The sequence below is a fragment of the Thalassotalea litorea genome, assembly GCF_005843925.1.
GTDB lineage: Bacteria > Pseudomonadota > Gammaproteobacteria > Enterobacterales > Alteromonadaceae > Thalassotalea_A > Thalassotalea_A litorea_A.
This window is the reverse complement of sequence record NZ_VCBC01000005.1, coordinates 207,363-223,522: the sequence shown is the minus strand read 5'-3', so window position 1 is coordinate 223,522 and position 16,160 is coordinate 207,363. Positions and strand designations below refer to the sequence as shown.

Genomic DNA, 16,160 nt, shown 5'->3' with positions numbered 1-16,160 from the left:
TCACCGTGCTTTGCCATTTTAGTAAGGCACTTATGTGATCAGGCTGGTATAATATCGGATGCTACTAATTTTACTTGATATTCTTGTATCGCAAAAGAAGATTTATGATGAGCCAATATAAAATTAATGAAATGTTCGAGACGATTCAGGGCGAAGGGTCTTTTACCGGACAACCGTCTATTTTTATTCGTTTGCAAGGATGCCCCGTCGGTTGCTCGTGGTGCGATACCAAACATACCTGGGAAATCGATCCGGAAAGAGAAGTCAGTGCGCCCGTTATGTTGAGTAAAAACGCAGAAACCGATGAATGGGCGGAGTTTAGTATTGCCGATTTATTGCAAACCATTGCGGAGAATGGCTGGCAGGCTAAGCATATCGTGTTAACCGGTGGCGAACCCTGTATGGTAGATTTGGAACCATTGTGTCGAGTGTTTGAAGAAAGTGGCTTTTCGATACAGGTAGAAACATCCGGGACGTTTGAAGTGCTGGTTAGTCCAAAATGTTGGGTGACCGTATCGCCGAAAGTTAATATGCGCGGCGGTTATAAAGTACTTGGTTCTGCAATGCAGCGCGCCAATGAAATTAAGCACCCGGTAGCGACGGAACAGCATGTAGACGATTTAAAAGCGTTATTGGTGGAGCATCAGGTCACAGATACTCCGGTGTATCTGCAACCGATAAGCCAGAAAGAGCGCGCCACGCAACTTGCCATCGACACTTGCATTGCCAATAACTGGCGTCTGTCGATTCAAGTCCATAAATATATCGGTATTGAGTAGCGCCCGGTTTCCTTTTCTTTTTCAAGCAATATCCCTCTATCCGTCTATCGGCTCAGTATTGTTGATTTAAACATTACTGAGCTGTTGAGCACGACCTACCGATAATCCTTACCTGTTTGCACTCTGACCTAATTGTAAATTTGGGCTAAGCTCAAAGAAAGCCGCAGCAAGAGGGTTTAGTTTTGAACGACGCTTTGTTTCAACCTATCAAACTTGGACCTTACCAACTTAAAAACCGCATTGTTATGCCGCCCATGACGCGTTCGCGTGCCTCGCAACCGGGCGATATCCCCAATCAGATGATGGCAACTTACTATCAACAACGTTCATCTGCAGGGCTTATCGTGAGTGAAGGAACACAAATTTCGCCGATGGGCAAAGGCTACGCATTTACCCCTGGGATCTTTAGTGACGCGCAGATACGGGGTTGGAAGCTAGTGACAGAAGCTGTCCATGCTAAAGGCGGTATTATGTTTGCTCAGCTATGGCACGTTGGCAGAGTGTCCCATCCTGATAACCTTGCTGGCGAGCAACCGATATCTTCATCGACATTAACAGCAGAAAACGTCAAGGTGTATGTCGATAACGGTGAACAACAGCCTGGTTTTGTGGACGTCGTTGAACCACGTTCAATGACAGTGGATGATATCGAACTGGTGATACAAGAGTTTCATCAGGCAGCATTAAATGCCATGGAGGCCGGATTTGACGGGGTCGAGCTGCATGCCGCTAACGGTTATTTGCTTAATCAATTTATCGATTCAGAATCGAATCAACGGGTGGATGAATACGGTGGTAATCTGGAAAACCGGTTGCGGTTGTTGGATCGTGTTGTCGAAACCTTAGTGGATGCGGTTGGCGCGGGCAAAGTCGGCGTGCGACTGGCACCGTTAACGTCTTTAAACGGCACGGTTGATGCAAATCCTCAGCAAACCTATGTAGCAGCTGCTGAATTACTTGAGCGTCATAACATCGCGTATATGCATATCGCGGAAGTGGATTGGGAAGATGCACCCGAGACACCGGAGATTTTTAAGCGTGCTTTGCGCAAGGCGTTTTCCAGGGTGATAATTTATGCTGGCCGCTACGATGGGGAAAAGGGGAGTGCAGCAATCAATAACGGGCTCGCCGATATGATTGGATTTGGCAGGCCATTTGTGGCAAATCCTGATTTACCTGAGCGTATTAAGCATGGCTACCCATTAGCGGTGCATAACCCCGATACCTTGTTTGGCGGCAACGAGACTGGGCTGACCGACTATCCTGTTTATCAACAATGATCAGGTTCTGGTCGCATGCTTTTAAACCTTTTAACCGATACAGCAGTCTGAACATCATCACTTATACTTAATGGCAGAGTTATTTTTGAATATGACAACTACAATTTTTCGGGAGAACTACATGAAACACCGTCTATGGATTTTGGTATCCGCACTGTTCGCGTTAAGCCCGCTGGCGTATGGCTCTGAGATAGACAAGGAAACCAAGCAGGAAATACAGCACCTTCTTGATTACGTTGGAGAAAGTGGTTGTAAATATGAGCGTAATGGTGATTTTCATCAAGGTGAAGAAGCGGTAGAGCACATTCAAAAAAAATACGATTATTTCGTTGATGACATTGAAACGACCGAAGATTTTATCGCTAAGAGCGCGACTCAGAGTCTTATCTCGAAAAAGAAATATATGATCCACTGCCCGCAGCAGGATGCGGTTCCTTCTGGCGACTGGTTACTGGAGGAGCTAGATCGCTATCGCGAACAACAGTCTAGCCAGACACAATAACGGCAGTTGAGACTCGCTAAGTACTTATTGCACTGACGCTAAGTTTTTAATACCCCCATCTCAGTACTGAAGAGCTATGCAGGCATCTTGTTAAGGTCGTCTGCGCTGTTAAATGGTAGACCGAAGCTGCGAATTGACAGAAACGGTCTATGGTGAAAAAACTTCAGAGACTAAGCGTTCAGAAAAACTTGTTAACTGCTCATTTTATTATTTCGATTGCTTGATACTTTGAGTTGTTCAGTAACAAAATCTGGACGACTCAAATTGCCCATAATGTGATACAAGAAAAATACGAAAACAGCAATTCCTGCGGAAAATAAGAATAGCCAGGTGCCACTATACAAATCGAGAATAATTCCCCCACCAATCGGTGCCAGTGCAAAGCCTAAATCATAGAATGCTGTTGCGCCAAAGTAGGCGCCTCTTAATTTTTCAGGTGCGATACGATCAACGTGGACATTCATAGTTGGAAACAAAACTGCTTCAGCCAGGCTCATAATTATTACTGCTCCGATCCATCCCATGAAAAAATGTAACGGATTAAACGCAAACCAAATTTGCGACAGTATCAGCATTACCAGTCCCAATCTGATACGAACTAACAGAGGGCGAGATGCCATCAATTTCAATAACACAAATTGACAAGAAACTATCACTAGGGCATTAGCAAAGATCATAGACGATATAAGCTCAAGCAAATTTGGTACTTGCTCGCGGGTCAAATATTGAATCAAAGAGCTGTCCATTTGTCCGTAAATAAACAGACAGAGTACGTTGGCCAATATCAGACACTGCAATAATTTGTCTTTGATCAGTATCTCTAATGTTTGCCTTAAGCCTGTATGCTTTGTTCCCGGTCCCATTTTACTGGCATCATGCTCGATGGTGTTATTAGCGCTAGTTTGGCTTTTTTCCTGATGCCTAAAACCAACAAATAATAAAGCCAATAAAATCGCAAACGCAAAGACGGTAATATAAAAGCTAGACTGCTCACCTGTTAACCCTAACAATACTCCAAGCATCGGTCCTATTGCACATCCCACGTTTACTGCAAAATACAACGACTGCATTGCGAGTTCTCGTGACTCCGCTTGCGGTATAATGTCCCCTATTAATGCTGAAGTAAGAGGTCGCCACAAAGAGGTTGCGATAGAACAAAGGGTTATTACCAGGGTAAAAGTCACCACAGAGTCAGCTTCGGCAAGCAAACTAAATGAAATGATATAAAGGATCCCTGTAGCGAACATCATTGGTTTGCGACCAAATTTGTCCGACAAGGTACTGCCAACAAAGCTGACAAAAACCGAAATTATTGCTGCGAGTGATAAAATAGACCCTACTTCAGTTGCACTTAACGCAAACTTTTCATATAGGATTACGGCAAGGAATGGCCACACCATGTAGAAGCTGCCACGAGTTATAAAAGATCCGAATAGTAAAATCCACATAAGAGGTGGAAACTGTTTAAGTCTGGAAAACGAGATGTCACTTTTCATTATTGTATTCTTATCTATCTGAGAAAAGCAGAAGACTAAGACCTCGAGTTAAGTTGAGGTCAATGCATATTTTGCGGAAATATAAAAATGAAGTATTTTACATAGAAGTTGACGTTTGCAAAACTAACTTTATATAAGTTGTGAACTGCATGAATAAACATTGCCATTTTCTACCTAAACGTAGTACAGATTGATATCAATACATAAATTTAAAGCAGCCCCAGATTATTAATAACTAATATCTCGTTTAAACGGTGGTAACGAATCCAGTAGTTCCTTGCCATAACGCTTACTCACCAGACGTCTGTCGAGGATATAGACGCTGCCAGTATCTTTTTCATTGCGAAGCAAACGGCCACAGGCCTGAATGAGCTTCTTCGAAGCTTCTGGCACCGTTAACATCATAAATGGATTACCGCCTTTGAGTTTGACGTACTCGGACTGCGCTTGATCGACTGGTGATGTAGGCACCGAAAAGGGGAGTTTGGTTATGATCAGGTTGGTTAGGTATTTGCCTGGTAAATCGAGCCCTTCAGAAAAACTCTGACTACCAAACACAACACTGGTTTTATCCTGGTCGCAGCGTTTTTTGTGGGTTTCGATAATTTTCTGCCGCGAATCTTCCCCTTGCATCAAAATCTCTATCTTGGATTTCTCTCGCAGAGCTTCCGCCACTTTTTGCATTTGCCAATAAGAGGAGAATAACACCAGGTTTGCTTCATTGTCCTTGAGTAAATCTGGGATGATTTTTATTAATTCATCGGTAAAGGCGTCACTGTTGGTCGGTTCGGTTTTCATCGCCGGAATGTGCAACACCGCATTGTTTTGGTAATCAAACGGTGAGCCAATGCGCTGATATTGGGTACCGTCATTGTTCCCCAAGCCAACCTGACGACGAAAATGATCAAAGGAATTGAGAGCACAGATTGTTGCTGAGCAGAGCACCGCACCTTCACATTTACTCCACAGGTTGTCTTCCAACATAAAACCAACTTCGATAGGCGATGCACAAACCATAACATCATCGCGATTACCATCGCTTTGTTCAAGCCAGCGGGCAAGCGGTGCGCCTTTTTCTGAGTCGGTTTTGGCATACATTGCCCAGATTTTCTCGAGATTTTCCAGGCGTTGCATAATAAAGCCACTTTCCGATAACGGACCTTCAGCCAGATACATCTGAATGGCGCCATCCTTTACCTCTTCCATTAACAAGTTATAAAGCTTGGTGATTTCTGCCAGAGCCTTTTTGCTTGCTGAGGCGATATCTTCCGCCAGATTCTTTAGGTTTTTCGGGATCAGGCCATTTTCAAAGCGATACTGTTGTTCGTCAACAAAGTAAACGCTGCGGTTCGCATCAATAAAACTCGATACTTTTTGTAAGTCAGCGATGATTTCCTGACAATAGTCCGCGAGTTTTAACGACGGAGAGATCGCCCGTTGATTTTTACTTAGCTTAGAAATTTTGTCACTGAGAATGCTGACCTTACTTAGCCAGTCCATTGCGCCTTTCACGGTGGCCATCGCTGATGAATGATCCCGGGTTATCTGCGGCAGATGATGGGCCTCATCGAGCACGTAAATAGTATCTTCCGGTTCTGTCAGAATTTTACCGCCACCCAATTCAAGATCCGATAGTAATAAGGCATGGTTCACCACTAACACGTCAGCAAGATCCATTGCTTCTCGGGCTTTATGAAAAGGACAATGGGTGTGTTCCGGTAAATGTTTGAGGCAGGAATGACGATCACATTGAATGGTTTGCCAAATGTGATGGGGCACGGATTTTGGCCAGGAATCCAGGTCTCCCTGCCATTTGCCACTGCTTAGCTTTTCCGACATGGTGTTGAGCATGCGAATATCACTGGCTTTAGGTTTTTCCTGAAACAAGGCTACCTGAGTATCGTCGCCACCGGCATTTCCCTGAGTAACTTGTGCCAGTTTTTGCGCACATACGTAGCGCTGACGCCCTTTGACCAGACAATAATCAAAATCCAGACCAGAGTTTTTTTGTAAAAAAGGTAGGTCTTTGTCAACCAGTTGTTCTTGTAGAGCAACCGTAGCGGTCGAGATAATCACCTTCTTATTGCGAGCCATTGCCAAAGGGATTGCACCTAAACAATAAGCCAGAGACTTTCCGGTACCAGTACCAGCTTCTATGGCGATATGTTTGCGCAATTTGTCGTATTCGCCACCTAATGTTTTTGCGATCTCTGCAATCAAAAAGGTTTGTTGTTTGCGTGGCGAAAAATTGTCGAGATTCTGGCCAATTTCTTTGTACGCGTTGCGGATAACTTCCTTGGTCTTTTCACCTAACATAAATAAATTGGTTTCCATTAACTCGCGCTTCGAATATGCTGTATATAATAACAGTTCATCTCTTTGTGTGTCTATGAGTGATACCGCATCAGTAAAGTCCCAAATAACTCAGTCTACCCCTAAATCTGAGCTTGCTACTTCGCCTAAGCCTATGCAGTCCGGTGTGTATGGACAATTACCTGGCTTTGTTCTTAGCCGACAAATACAGGAAAATCGTCAAGGCATTCAGCTGGTATTTTGGCTACACACAGATAATGGACCGGTGAAACTGGAAATTGACGGTGAAAAAGCGGTATTTTTTGTTGAAACAACTAGCGCACCGCATGCGGTAAAAACACTCAATCAACACAATATATCCCATCAAACCCAGGAACTTAATCTTACCAACTATAACCATAACCAAGTAACCGGGTTTTATTTTCAGCGATTAAATCAATTTTACGTCGCCAGAGACAGATTAAAAGACCAGGGCATCAAGGTTTACGAAGATGATGTTCGCCCAGATGATCGATTTTTAATGGAACGGTTTATCTATGGCTCGTTAGTTTTCACCGGTACATCGAACCAGAAATCGCAACCCATTCAACACCCTAATTGTCCATCTGCGACTTACCATAATATTCAGCAGGGGCGGGCAAAATCTGCGACATACACGCCAAATCTGTCGATGTTATCTTTGGATGTCGAGTGCTCGTTTTCCGGGGAATTGTATTCTATTGGTTTCTACCAGGATAAGCGTCAGATTGTCATTATGATTGGCATCCCTGAACCCGATGCGCCGGACTACATTGTCTGGGTCGAGGATGAAAAAGCCTTGTTAAAGGCAACAATTGACCTAATTAATCAATGGGATCCGGATACAATTATCGGTTGGAATGTGGTTGGCTTCGACATGCGCTTACTGCAAAAACGCTGCGATCTGCATAAAATTCCTTTTGCAATCGGCCGGGATGGTGGGCAACTTCATTGGCGGCAAAATCGTATGTCTCCCGACCAGCATTTCGTGATGATCCCTGGCCGAGTCACCCTTGACGGCATCGATTTACTGAAAACGGCCACATATAACTTCCCGAGTTTTTCTTTAGAAAACGTAGCGCAATCGCTGTTAGGCGTTGGCAAAGACATTGATGATGTAAATAATCGCGGTAAGGAAATTACCCGAAAATTTCATCAGGATAAGCAAGCACTGGCGAAATATAACCTAATGGATTGCAAGCTAGTCTGGGATATTTTTATCAAGACACAGTTATTAGAGTTTGCGGTACTACGTTCAAACTTAACCGGTTTAGAGCTGGATCGTATCGGCGGTAGTGTTGCCGCTTTTACCAACCTGTATTTACCGAAATTACACCGCGCGGGCTATATTGCGCCAAATCTTGGTGATGGCGAGCGGGATCTGGTTTCTCCCGGTGGTTACGTGATGGATTCTATTCCCGGCTTATATAAAAATGTCCTGGTATTAGACTTTAAAAGTTTGTATCCCAGTATTATTCGTACCTTTAAGATTGACCCTATGGGCATGGTGATTGGATTGCAAAGCGCGGAGTCTGATCCGGGTTCGGTGATCCCTGGCTATGACGGCGCGAGTTTTAGCCGCGAACAGCATTTTCTGCCACAAATCATTGAATCCTTATGGGCCGAGCGAGATAAGGCCAAAGCACAAAAAAATGCGCCCCTGTCTCAAGCAATAAAAATTATTATGAATTCGTTTTACGGAGTACTCGGTTCAAACGGTTGTCGATTTTTCGATCCGAGGCTGTCGGGTTCCATCACTAAACGTTCCCATGATTTACTTAAAACCACTCAATCCTGGATTGACGAACTGGGTTATAAAGTCATTTATGGAGACACCGATTCGATATTTGTTTCGATTGGTGAGCAGCATGATGATAGCGATGCTCAGGCGATAGGCAAAACACTGATGAATCTGATTAATCAGCGTTGGCAGCAAAAACTGGCGGATGATTATAATATTTCCAGTGCTCTGGAAATCGAATTTGAAACTCATTTTCATACGTTTCTAATGCCAACCGTTCGGGGTACCGATATCGGAACCAAAAAGCGTTATGCAGGATTGGTTGGGCGTGATGATAAAGAGCAGCTGATATTCAAGGGATTAGAAAGTGTCCGTACAGACTGGACCGAACTGGCTAAGTGCTTTCAGCAAAACCTGTACCTCAAGGTGTTTCATCATGAGCCGGTGGACGCGTATATTTTACAGATGGTCAATGACACTTTAGAAGGCAAATTTGATCATATGCTCACCTATCGCAAACGCTTGCGGCGCAAGCTCGATGAATATCAAAAAAATGTACCACCCCATGTCAAAGCCGCTCGCCATGCCGACGAAATCCACCAAGCCACGGATAAACCCTTACGGTATCAGAATAAAGGCTGGATTGAATATGTGATGACCATGGCGGGTCCGCAAACACTTGAACATCAGCAGGCGCCCATCGATTATCAGCTTTATATTGACCGGCAACTTGCGGCGATTGCCGACGGTATATTACCCTTTATTGGTAAAGATTTTGCGAGCATTTGTGATCAACAAATGCAGTTATTCTAACGGCCGAGTTTTTCACCGTGTTTATCAGTGATTTTTTAAATAACACAGACAGATGAATCAAAGGGTAGTCCTCGGTTGCCCTCATGAATGCGACAGTCACCTGAGTGTCAGCTGGGATAGAATCAAGATAAATTCCACAGCCATTGTGTTAAAAAATAACATCTTATTGATATTTGCTTGAAAAATTTCGTGTAATTCAAGCTAAGTTACCGTATTCTAACTTTACATTTTAGATGGCTAGATAGCTAAAAGTGTATTGCAATCGTATTGATTGATGTTGCGTTCTTGACGACGGTTCGTGTGTTGTTGGGGCCGCATCAATGGTGCAAGCCACTGGCAAGGCTCTATTTTACTATTTCTATTATCAATCGCACGAGTTTGTCTTCGGCTATCTAGTATCGCCAGTTATTATTATCGGAAAATGTCACTATGAAAAAAAATACTGCAATCGTAAACGCTGGACGTCAGAAAAAATGGACCCAGGGGGTTATTAACCCGCCGGTATTTCGCGCGTCAACGATAGTCTTTGACACAGTATTAGACATGAAAAAGGCCACCGCAAAACGCGCGGAACAGGAAATGTTCTATGGTCGCCGTGGCACCCCCACGACGTTTGCGTTTCAAGACGCAATGACAGAACTTGAGGGTGGCGCCGGATGTTACGTTTATCCTTGCGGGACAGCCGCAATCACCAGCGCCATTTTGTCTTTCGTGAAAACGGGCGACCATGTGTTAATGGTCGACACCGCTTATGAACCCACACGAGATTTTTGTGAGAAGACCTTAGCGGGTCTGGGTATCGATGTTACGTTTTACGACCCGATGATTGGCCGCAAAATCGAAACATTAATTCAATCCAATACCACCGTCATTTTCCTTGAATCTCCAGGTTCATTAACCATGGAAGTTCAGGACGTTCCAGGGATTTGTGAGGTAGCCCATGCTCAGAACCATGATATCACCGTCATTCTAGACAATACCTGGGCGTCACCTGTGTTGTTTAAACCATTCGAGCATGGTGTCGATGTTTCTGTGCAGGCGGCGACCAAGTATATTGTCGGTCACAGCGATGCCATGTTGGGAACGGCGACCGCTAACGAAAAGTGCTGGCCGACGTTACGAGAAAACTCCTATTTACTTGGGCAATGTGCATCACCCGATGATATCTATTTGGCGATGCGGGGGATCCGAACCTTAGGGGTTCGCCTAAAACAGCACCAAACCAGCGCGTTGCAAATCGCTGAGTGGCTGGCGCAGCGCGAAGAAGTGGATTGCGTATTACATCCTGCTTTTGAAAACCATCCTGGCCATGAGTATTTCAAACGCGACTTTCAGGGCAGCAATGGCTTATTTTCTTTTATCCTGAAAAGTAGCAAGCCGGAGGCATTAACGGCCATGCTTGATGGCATGGAGCATTTTAAAATGGGCTTTTCCTGGGGCGGATACGAAAGCCTGATCTTAGCAAATTCCAGCGTTGGAAAAATGCGCAGTGCAACCACCTGGCCATTTTCGCAACCTCTGGTGCGTTTACATATTGGCCTGGAAGATGTCGAAGATTTAATTGACGATCTGGAAAGGGGCTTCGAGCGCCTGAATGAGCATCTGTAACTGATGCTTAAGGTTTAAGGTGTAAGTGTGACAATAACCGCGAAACAGATTGAATCGGACGTGCTTGCCATGGGCGATCCTGATATCGCTCAACAGTCACAGCGTTTCTTTAAAACCGGCAAAGGCGAATACGGGGAAGGGGATATCTTTGTTGGTATTCGCGTGCCAAGCTTAAGAAAACTCGTTCTCCAATACAAAGGGGTTGAGCTGGAAGAGTTGGGTAAATTACAGCAATGCCAGTATCACGAGATCCGATTGTTAGCGCTTTTTATTTTGGTGAAGAAGTATCAATCAGCCAAAACCGAAAGCGAGCAAACGATGTTGGTGGATTTTTATCTTGATCATCTAACCTGGGTGAATAACTGGGATCTCGTCGACAGCTCTGCCCATCATATTCTCGGTCATTACTTATTAAATCGCGACAAATCCATGCTCTATCAATTCGCCGAGTCTGATGATTTATGGACTCGCAGGGTTGCGGTGATATCTACATTGGCCTTTATCAAGAAGCAGAACTTTGAACCCACGATGAAACTCGCCACCATGTTGCTTAATGATCAAGAAGATCTGATGCACAAGGCCTGTGGTTGGATGTTGCGGGAGATTTTCCGACATGACCGTGAGGTTCTGGACACCTATTTAAACGCCCATTACCAGCAAATGCCAAGAACCATGCTCCGCTATGCCATTGAAAAGCACGAATCTGAAATTCGAAAGATGTATTTGCAAGGATTGATTTGAGTTGATTTGAGTAACAGCAAATAAAAATCATCTGATCAGAGTCAATTATCGAAAGACTAAACCTCAAGAAAACAATATATTATCCCTTAATCAAATATGACTCTGAGCCCATTAGAATAACAATTACTGGAAAATACGATGTTAAAAAATACTGCATTTACCTTATCAATTTTCATTATCGTTGCCATCGCATTAGCGTTTCCCGGCGCATTCCAACAAGTGGGAGACTACAAACTGACAGGTCTTATCGTACCATTATTGATGATCATCATGTTTGGTATGGGAACGTCGGTAGGTGTGGCCGATTTTGTTCGCGTTGTAAAAATGCCGAAAAGCATTGCGGTAGGGTTAATTTGCCAATATTCCATTATGCCGTTTATCGGCATGTCGTTAGCGACCTTATCAGGCCTGCCTCCTGAAATTGCTGCTGGGATCATTCTTGTTGGCTGTGCACCCGGCGGATTGGCGTCCAATGTTATGGCATATATTTCCGGCGCGAATTTAGCGTTATCCTTATCATTAACGGCATTTTCTACATTACTCGCGCCGTTTGTCACCCCTGTTTTAATGTCTTGGTTAGCGGGAGAATATATTCCAATTGATGCGGTAGCGATGTTTTGGAGTATTACTAAAATCGTCATCTTGCCGGTCGTCGCGGGTCTTGTCTTTAATCATTTTCTACACGGCAAATTTCCTATGATTGATAAAACCATGCCACTAGTTTCCATGGTCGGCATTGTGGTGATCATTGCCATAATTACCGGCGCGGGACGTGACAATTTAATCACTTTAGGTTTTGCACTCATTGGCATTGTGGCACTGCAAAATATCCTAGGTTTAGGATTAGGATATTTCGTCGCTAAATTGGTTCGTATGGACGAAGCGTCTGCTCGAGCAATCGCGTTTGAAGTGGGTATGCAAAACTCAGGGTTAGCATCGGGGATCGCGGTGGAAATGGGTCGTGTAGCGACCATGGGGATCGCTCCAGCGGTCTTCGGTCCGACGATGAACGTTAATGGTTCGATATTGGCATCTTTATGGCGAAAAACCGCCGATAAGCATCGCTCCATAGAAGAAGATATTCAAGGGGATGTGTCAACCAAGAAAAATTAGCGCCTGCACTGCAGAGAATATCATTCGATGCGTTGTCTTCACATTAGTGCAAGACTATTTAAGCAATTTGAATGGTTGTAGCTTCGCTGTCGGGTACATTTCGAAACTGGCAACCGGTAATCCGTGTTAAATTTTTTCATCAATGCAGGTCCTGACTTCAGGCAAGATACGCACACAGGATGTACTAATGCAAATAGCTTTATCGTTGACGATGTTCTATTTTTGGCGGAGTCAATATTTAATGACCGCGTATGGCTGTGAGTGCAACCATACGTAATCGATTCACTGGTTATCTCAACTCACCTTTTACTATTCTTTTCGTCGACTATACTTGCATGTATTCACTTGCTTTTTGCAGTCAGTTCGACGGTTTTTATCATTATTTGCAAACTCTGGAGAGATTGTGTCGTCAATAAACATTCGAAATGCTGGTATTGAAGATAGTGGATTGATCTTGAGATACATTACGGAACTGGCTCGCTATGAAAAAGCGGAAAGTGAGGTAAAGGCTTGTGAGGAAACGATAAAATCTTCATTGTTTGGTCCAGGAACGGTGACTCGCGCCTTGATCTGTGAATATGACAATGAACCGATTGGGTTTGCGGTATATTTTTTTAATTACTCAACCTGGTTGGCAAAACAAGGCTTGTATCTGGAAGACCTATACATCACTCCTGAATATCGCGGTTATGGTGGCGGCAAAGCGTTATTAAGGCATTTAGCCAGGATCGCACTTGATACTAACTGTGGTCGATTTGAATGGAGTGTGTTGGATTGGAATAAGCCTGCCATCGATTTTTATGATGGTCTGGGAGCGAAACCACAAAACGAATGGATTGGTTATCGACTTACTGGAAAGGCATTACTCGATCTGGCGCAATAATGTATCCGTAATGAGTTAATTAGCTGTATGCAGTCCATGAAAGGATTATCGGGGCGTATCAGTTTTGATGTTTCGGCGTGTTTTAAGTTGTTGCTTGCTCAGCCAGAAACCTAAACAAAATTGTAGCGTCCAAATTTTAAAAGGAGGCTAACATGCGGTTTAACAGTAAAAATTCGCTGTTTATATTCTTATCTTTTATTGCATTCGTATTTTATGTTCCTGTCGCTTCTCAGGCGGTAGAGGTTTCTTCATCAGCGTCTCTAACCTCGGTTTTGCATCAAACAACAGGAAAATGGCGTGGTGAATTGTATTATCTTGATTATCAAAGTGGCCAGAGGTTTTCCATTCCTATGTCGGTTGAGGCAAGCCTTAGTTCTGATCAGGAGACGTTAATTCGCCAACTGACGTTTACAGATCCTGAAAACCTGATCCATGCAACCCAGTTGCTCACATTAAATGAGCAGGAAAGCAAATTGGCAGAAGCATACTTTAGAGATAATCAAGGTGAGAGCTTAGATTATATAATTACCAAAGTTCAGATCACAGATGATGAGCACTGGCGCGTTGAATTTCAAAGCGAATCTTTCGATGATGAGCGTCAAGCCCTTGTTTTACATTGGCTGGAACGAAAGGGGAATCAGTTGTTTTCCCAGAAAAAGGTAAAATACCTAGACGATTCTGAAGGAAAATTCATCGTACGCAATGGCAGCAAGCTTACTTTGATGGAACGGTAAATGCCCTAATCAATTACTCTACAGACGCTACCTGAAAAATTTGTAAAACTAGTGCAACAAAAGCTGACGGAGAATTGTCCATCAGTTACACTTATTTTCGTTCAATTCGGCTTGGACATTCCCTAGGATTGCGCTTTTCCAAATGTTTCGCCATTGGAATATTTCAATACAATTTCAGTAGATGTAGAGGTAGCGTCTTGTATAAATTTATGTCTTTATTGGCTCTGGCATTTTTTGGTTTTGTGCTGTGGGTTATTTATCTGGCGAATATCGGGCATAATAACGCGTTATTTCAATGGGTCGCGCAAACCCCCTATGGTGACAAGCTAGGCCATTTTTTTATCTTTGGCTTTCTTACCTTAATTACCAATGCCTCGTTAAAATTCCGCACCCTTGTCTTTGGCAAACTTAATCTTTATTTAGGAACCCTGCTGGTGAGTGTTTTTGTTTTGGCTGAAGAGTTTAGTCAAGGCTTTTTACCGACTCGCAATATGGATATTGAAGACGTGATTGCAGATGCCATCGGTATCATATTGTTCACCGCAATTTCTCACCTCATTGCAGTGCGCGTGCAGCGCCCAGCCGTTCTCATTTCTGAAGAAGCTTAATCACCGCTATTAAGTCAGCATCAACCTGGCTTTATTTCTCGTAAACATCTTGATTTGCAAGCCAATTTAAAGATAATAAATGGCTTGTTCAGGATTTACTTCCTGTTTCGTTTTTTGATAGCCCCTAACCATGATTGCAATACTGATTTATCATTTAGGGACTATGCGTTTCTAACTGTTTGTCTCTCGGCAGATAAGATAGTTTTTGTTTTAGTGAAAACGATGCATCTCAATATGCTAAAACAGCACAGAGAATGGTCGTTTGAGATCCGCAATTATTCGAATTTAATAGGAGCTATAATGTTTACGGTTTATGGAGATAGTCTTTCGGGTAATTGCTATAAAATTCAGCTATTGGCATCGCTATTAGGTGTTCCCATGCGCTGGGTTGAGTTAAACATTCTTAATAAAGACACTCAAAGCGATAGCTTCTTGCAGAAAAATCCATTGGGAAAAATTCCTGTTTTGGAAACGGCGGATGGTGAGGTAATTAGCGAATCAAACGCAATTTTACATTTTATTGCTGATCAGCATGCCATTACCGGTAAGGATGCTTTAAGCAAAGCTCGAGTGCTGCAATGGCAATTTTTTGAGCAGTATTCCCATGAGCCCTATATTGCGGTTGCCAGATTTATCAATTTTTATTTAGGATTGCCTGCGAATAGGCGAGAAGAATACCTGCAAAAACAAGAGGGTGGAAACAAGGCTCTTGCTCATATGGAAAAACAACTGAGCAAATCCAAATATCTCGTTGGCGATGACCTTACTTTGGCAGACATTTCGTTATATGCCTATACACATGTCGCTGAACAAGGTGGATTTGACCTTAACCAATATCCTGCAATCCTGGCTTGGATCGCGAGAATTGAAGCGTTACCAAACTACACAGCGATGAATGCTGACAATTAAGTTGGTTGAGAACCAAAATTATTCACCTTAATGACTAAGGTACCTTGTTAAGGCTCAATGCTCTGACAATTGATTTATTTGGCTTTCTCTGTCCCTAGTTGATCTTGGGCGTTATTCGATATTAACCCTAACTTGGGGCTCTATTTACCTTTCTCTGAAACAGTTAGGATAAATAGCAGCTTAGTTCTGTCAGCTTAGGACGGTGATACTTGCGGATATCAACGAGTGGGCGACGCTTAATCCCGGGGATTGCGAATTATTTGACTCGCCATTTCCGGCTCGAAGTGCTTTTGCCGCCAGTGGATTGGCTGTTGGCGCCTGTGTCGAAGTGAAGTGTATCGGTGAGATTAAATAATTCTTGTCCGGCAGCAAACGGTTTTCAAGCAAGCCAATGCAGGTTTTATTCACTACACTAAGTTCAATATAAAGTTCAACATTAAGCTCAATGTGATCGTTGCATTTATTTGACTCGTTATTTGAGGTAAATCTGTGTGAAGTGTTAAAAACAACACAAAGCGTTACAAGAAGGGCCAATAATTGCTTCTAAAAACACCCTTGAATCCCGCACCCATGATAAAATAGGAAAGAGATCAGCTTGTAAGTTCGCCTATTGAAGCGTTTT

At 43.4% G+C, this 16,160-nt stretch carries 14 protein-coding genes; 11 read left to right on the top strand and 3 right to left on the bottom strand.

Annotated elements, in window-relative coordinates; all coding sequences use genetic code 11:
• Nucleotides 1-104: 104 nt before the first annotated feature.
• The 3 genes from queE (at nucleotide 105) to FE810_RS06395 (ending at nucleotide 2,561) form a co-directional block, all read left to right on the top strand.
• Nucleotides 105-779, top strand: a complete 675-nt coding sequence (gene queE / locus FE810_RS06405; protein WP_246036934.1) for a 7-carboxy-7-deazaguanine synthase QueE — start codon at nucleotides 105-107, stop codon at nucleotides 777-779.
• Between the two features lie 182 nt (nucleotides 780-961).
• Nucleotides 962-2,059 (top strand): alkene reductase, encoded by a 1,098-nt coding sequence (locus FE810_RS06400; protein WP_138319196.1) that lies wholly within the window; start codon nucleotides 962-964, stop codon nucleotides 2,057-2,059.
• Between the two features lie 121 nt (nucleotides 2,060-2,180).
• On the top strand, nucleotides 2,181-2,561 hold the full coding sequence (locus tag FE810_RS06395) for a DUF5329 family protein (protein ID WP_138319195.1): 381 nt from the start codon (nucleotides 2,181-2,183) through the stop codon (nucleotides 2,559-2,561).
• Between the two features lie 191 nt (nucleotides 2,562-2,752).
• Here the strand turns inward: FE810_RS06395 and FE810_RS06390 are convergent, their stop codons facing one another.
• Both FE810_RS06390 and dinG read right to left on the bottom strand, forming a co-directional pair.
• Nucleotides 2,753-4,057: an MFS transporter gene (locus FE810_RS06390; RefSeq protein WP_138319194.1), complete on the bottom strand. Its 1,305-nt coding sequence runs from the start codon at nucleotides 4,055-4,057 to the stop codon at nucleotides 2,753-2,755.
• Between the two features lie 228 nt (nucleotides 4,058-4,285).
• Nucleotides 4,286-6,373: an ATP-dependent DNA helicase DinG gene (gene dinG / locus FE810_RS06385; protein ID WP_138319315.1), complete on the bottom strand. Its 2,088-nt coding sequence runs from the start codon at nucleotides 6,371-6,373 to the stop codon at nucleotides 4,286-4,288.
• 151 nt (nucleotides 6,374-6,524) lie between these two features.
• On the opposite strand from dinG, the gene FE810_RS06380 reads away from it, so the two are divergent.
• The 8 genes from FE810_RS06380 (at nucleotide 6,525) to FE810_RS06345 (ending at nucleotide 15,538) form a co-directional block, all read left to right on the top strand.
• Nucleotides 6,525-8,942: a DNA polymerase II gene (locus FE810_RS06380; protein ID WP_138319314.1), complete on the top strand. Its 2,418-nt coding sequence runs from the start codon at nucleotides 6,525-6,527 to the stop codon at nucleotides 8,940-8,942.
• 429 nt (nucleotides 8,943-9,371) lie between these two features.
• The gene (locus FE810_RS06375; RefSeq protein WP_138319193.1) at nucleotides 9,372-10,550 is read left to right on the top strand and encodes a cystathionine beta-lyase; all 1,179 of its coding nucleotides are present in this window, start codon (nucleotides 9,372-9,374) and stop codon (nucleotides 10,548-10,550) included.
• 27 nt (nucleotides 10,551-10,577) lie between these two features.
• The gene (locus FE810_RS06370) at nucleotides 10,578-11,291 is read left to right on the top strand and encodes a DNA alkylation repair protein (RefSeq protein WP_212744479.1); all 714 of its coding nucleotides are present in this window, start codon (nucleotides 10,578-10,580) and stop codon (nucleotides 11,289-11,291) included.
• Between the two features lie 138 nt (nucleotides 11,292-11,429).
• On the top strand, nucleotides 11,430-12,404 hold the full coding sequence (locus tag FE810_RS06365; RefSeq protein ID WP_138319192.1) for a bile acid:sodium symporter family protein: 975 nt from the start codon (nucleotides 11,430-11,432) through the stop codon (nucleotides 12,402-12,404).
• A gap of 400 nt (nucleotides 12,405-12,804) precedes the next feature.
• A complete protein-coding gene (locus FE810_RS06360; RefSeq protein WP_212744481.1) occupies nucleotides 12,805-13,287 on the top strand; it encodes a GNAT family N-acetyltransferase in 483 nt (160 codons plus the stop codon).
• Between the two features lie 152 nt (nucleotides 13,288-13,439).
• Nucleotides 13,440-14,021, top strand: coding sequence for a hypothetical protein (locus FE810_RS06355; RefSeq protein ID WP_138319190.1), 582 nt, complete (start codon nucleotides 13,440-13,442; stop codon nucleotides 14,019-14,021).
• A 197-nt stretch (nucleotides 14,022-14,218) separates the two neighbouring features.
• Nucleotides 14,219-14,629, top strand: a complete 411-nt coding sequence (locus tag FE810_RS06350) for a VanZ family protein (protein ID WP_246036933.1) — start codon at nucleotides 14,219-14,221, stop codon at nucleotides 14,627-14,629.
• 300 nt (nucleotides 14,630-14,929) lie between these two features.
• Entirely contained in the window at nucleotides 14,930-15,538 is a 609-nt protein-coding gene (locus tag FE810_RS06345) for a glutathione S-transferase family protein (protein WP_138319189.1), read from the top strand.
• Between the two features lie 189 nt (nucleotides 15,539-15,727).
• Here the strand turns inward: FE810_RS06345 and FE810_RS06340 are convergent, their stop codons facing one another.
• Nucleotides 15,728-15,946, bottom strand: coding sequence for a hypothetical protein (locus FE810_RS06340; protein WP_138319188.1), 219 nt, complete (start codon nucleotides 15,944-15,946; stop codon nucleotides 15,728-15,730).
• Between the last annotated feature and the right edge of the window lie 214 nt (nucleotides 15,947-16,160).

What these genes read in the sequence shown, in the direction of transcription:
- queE (WP_246036934.1), top strand. Translation starts at nt 105, where the DNA reads ATGATGAGCCAATATAAAATTAATGAAATGTTCGAGACGATTCAGGGC.
- FE810_RS06365 (WP_138319192.1), top strand. Translation starts at nt 11,430, where the DNA reads ATGTTAAAAAATACTGCATTTACCTTATCAATTTTCATTATCGTTGCC.
- FE810_RS06345 (WP_138319189.1), top strand. Translation starts at nt 14,930, where the DNA reads ATGTTTACGGTTTATGGAGATAGTCTTTCGGGTAATTGCTATAAAATT.
- FE810_RS06375 (WP_138319193.1), top strand. Translation starts at nt 9,372, where the DNA reads ATGAAAAAAAATACTGCAATCGTAAACGCTGGACGTCAGAAAAAATGG.
- FE810_RS06395 (WP_138319195.1), top strand. Translation starts at nt 2,181, where the DNA reads ATGAAACACCGTCTATGGATTTTGGTATCCGCACTGTTCGCGTTAAGC.
- FE810_RS06380 (WP_138319314.1), top strand. Translation starts at nt 6,525, where the DNA reads ATGCAGTCCGGTGTGTATGGACAATTACCTGGCTTTGTTCTTAGCCGA.
- dinG (WP_138319315.1), bottom strand. Translation starts at nt 6,373, where the DNA reads ATGTTAGGTGAAAAGACCAAGGAAGTTATCCGCAACGCGTACAAAGAA.
- FE810_RS06355 (WP_138319190.1), top strand. Translation starts at nt 13,440, where the DNA reads ATGCGGTTTAACAGTAAAAATTCGCTGTTTATATTCTTATCTTTTATT.
- FE810_RS06390 (WP_138319194.1), bottom strand. Translation starts at nt 4,057, where the DNA reads ATGAAAAGTGACATCTCGTTTTCCAGACTTAAACAGTTTCCACCTCTT.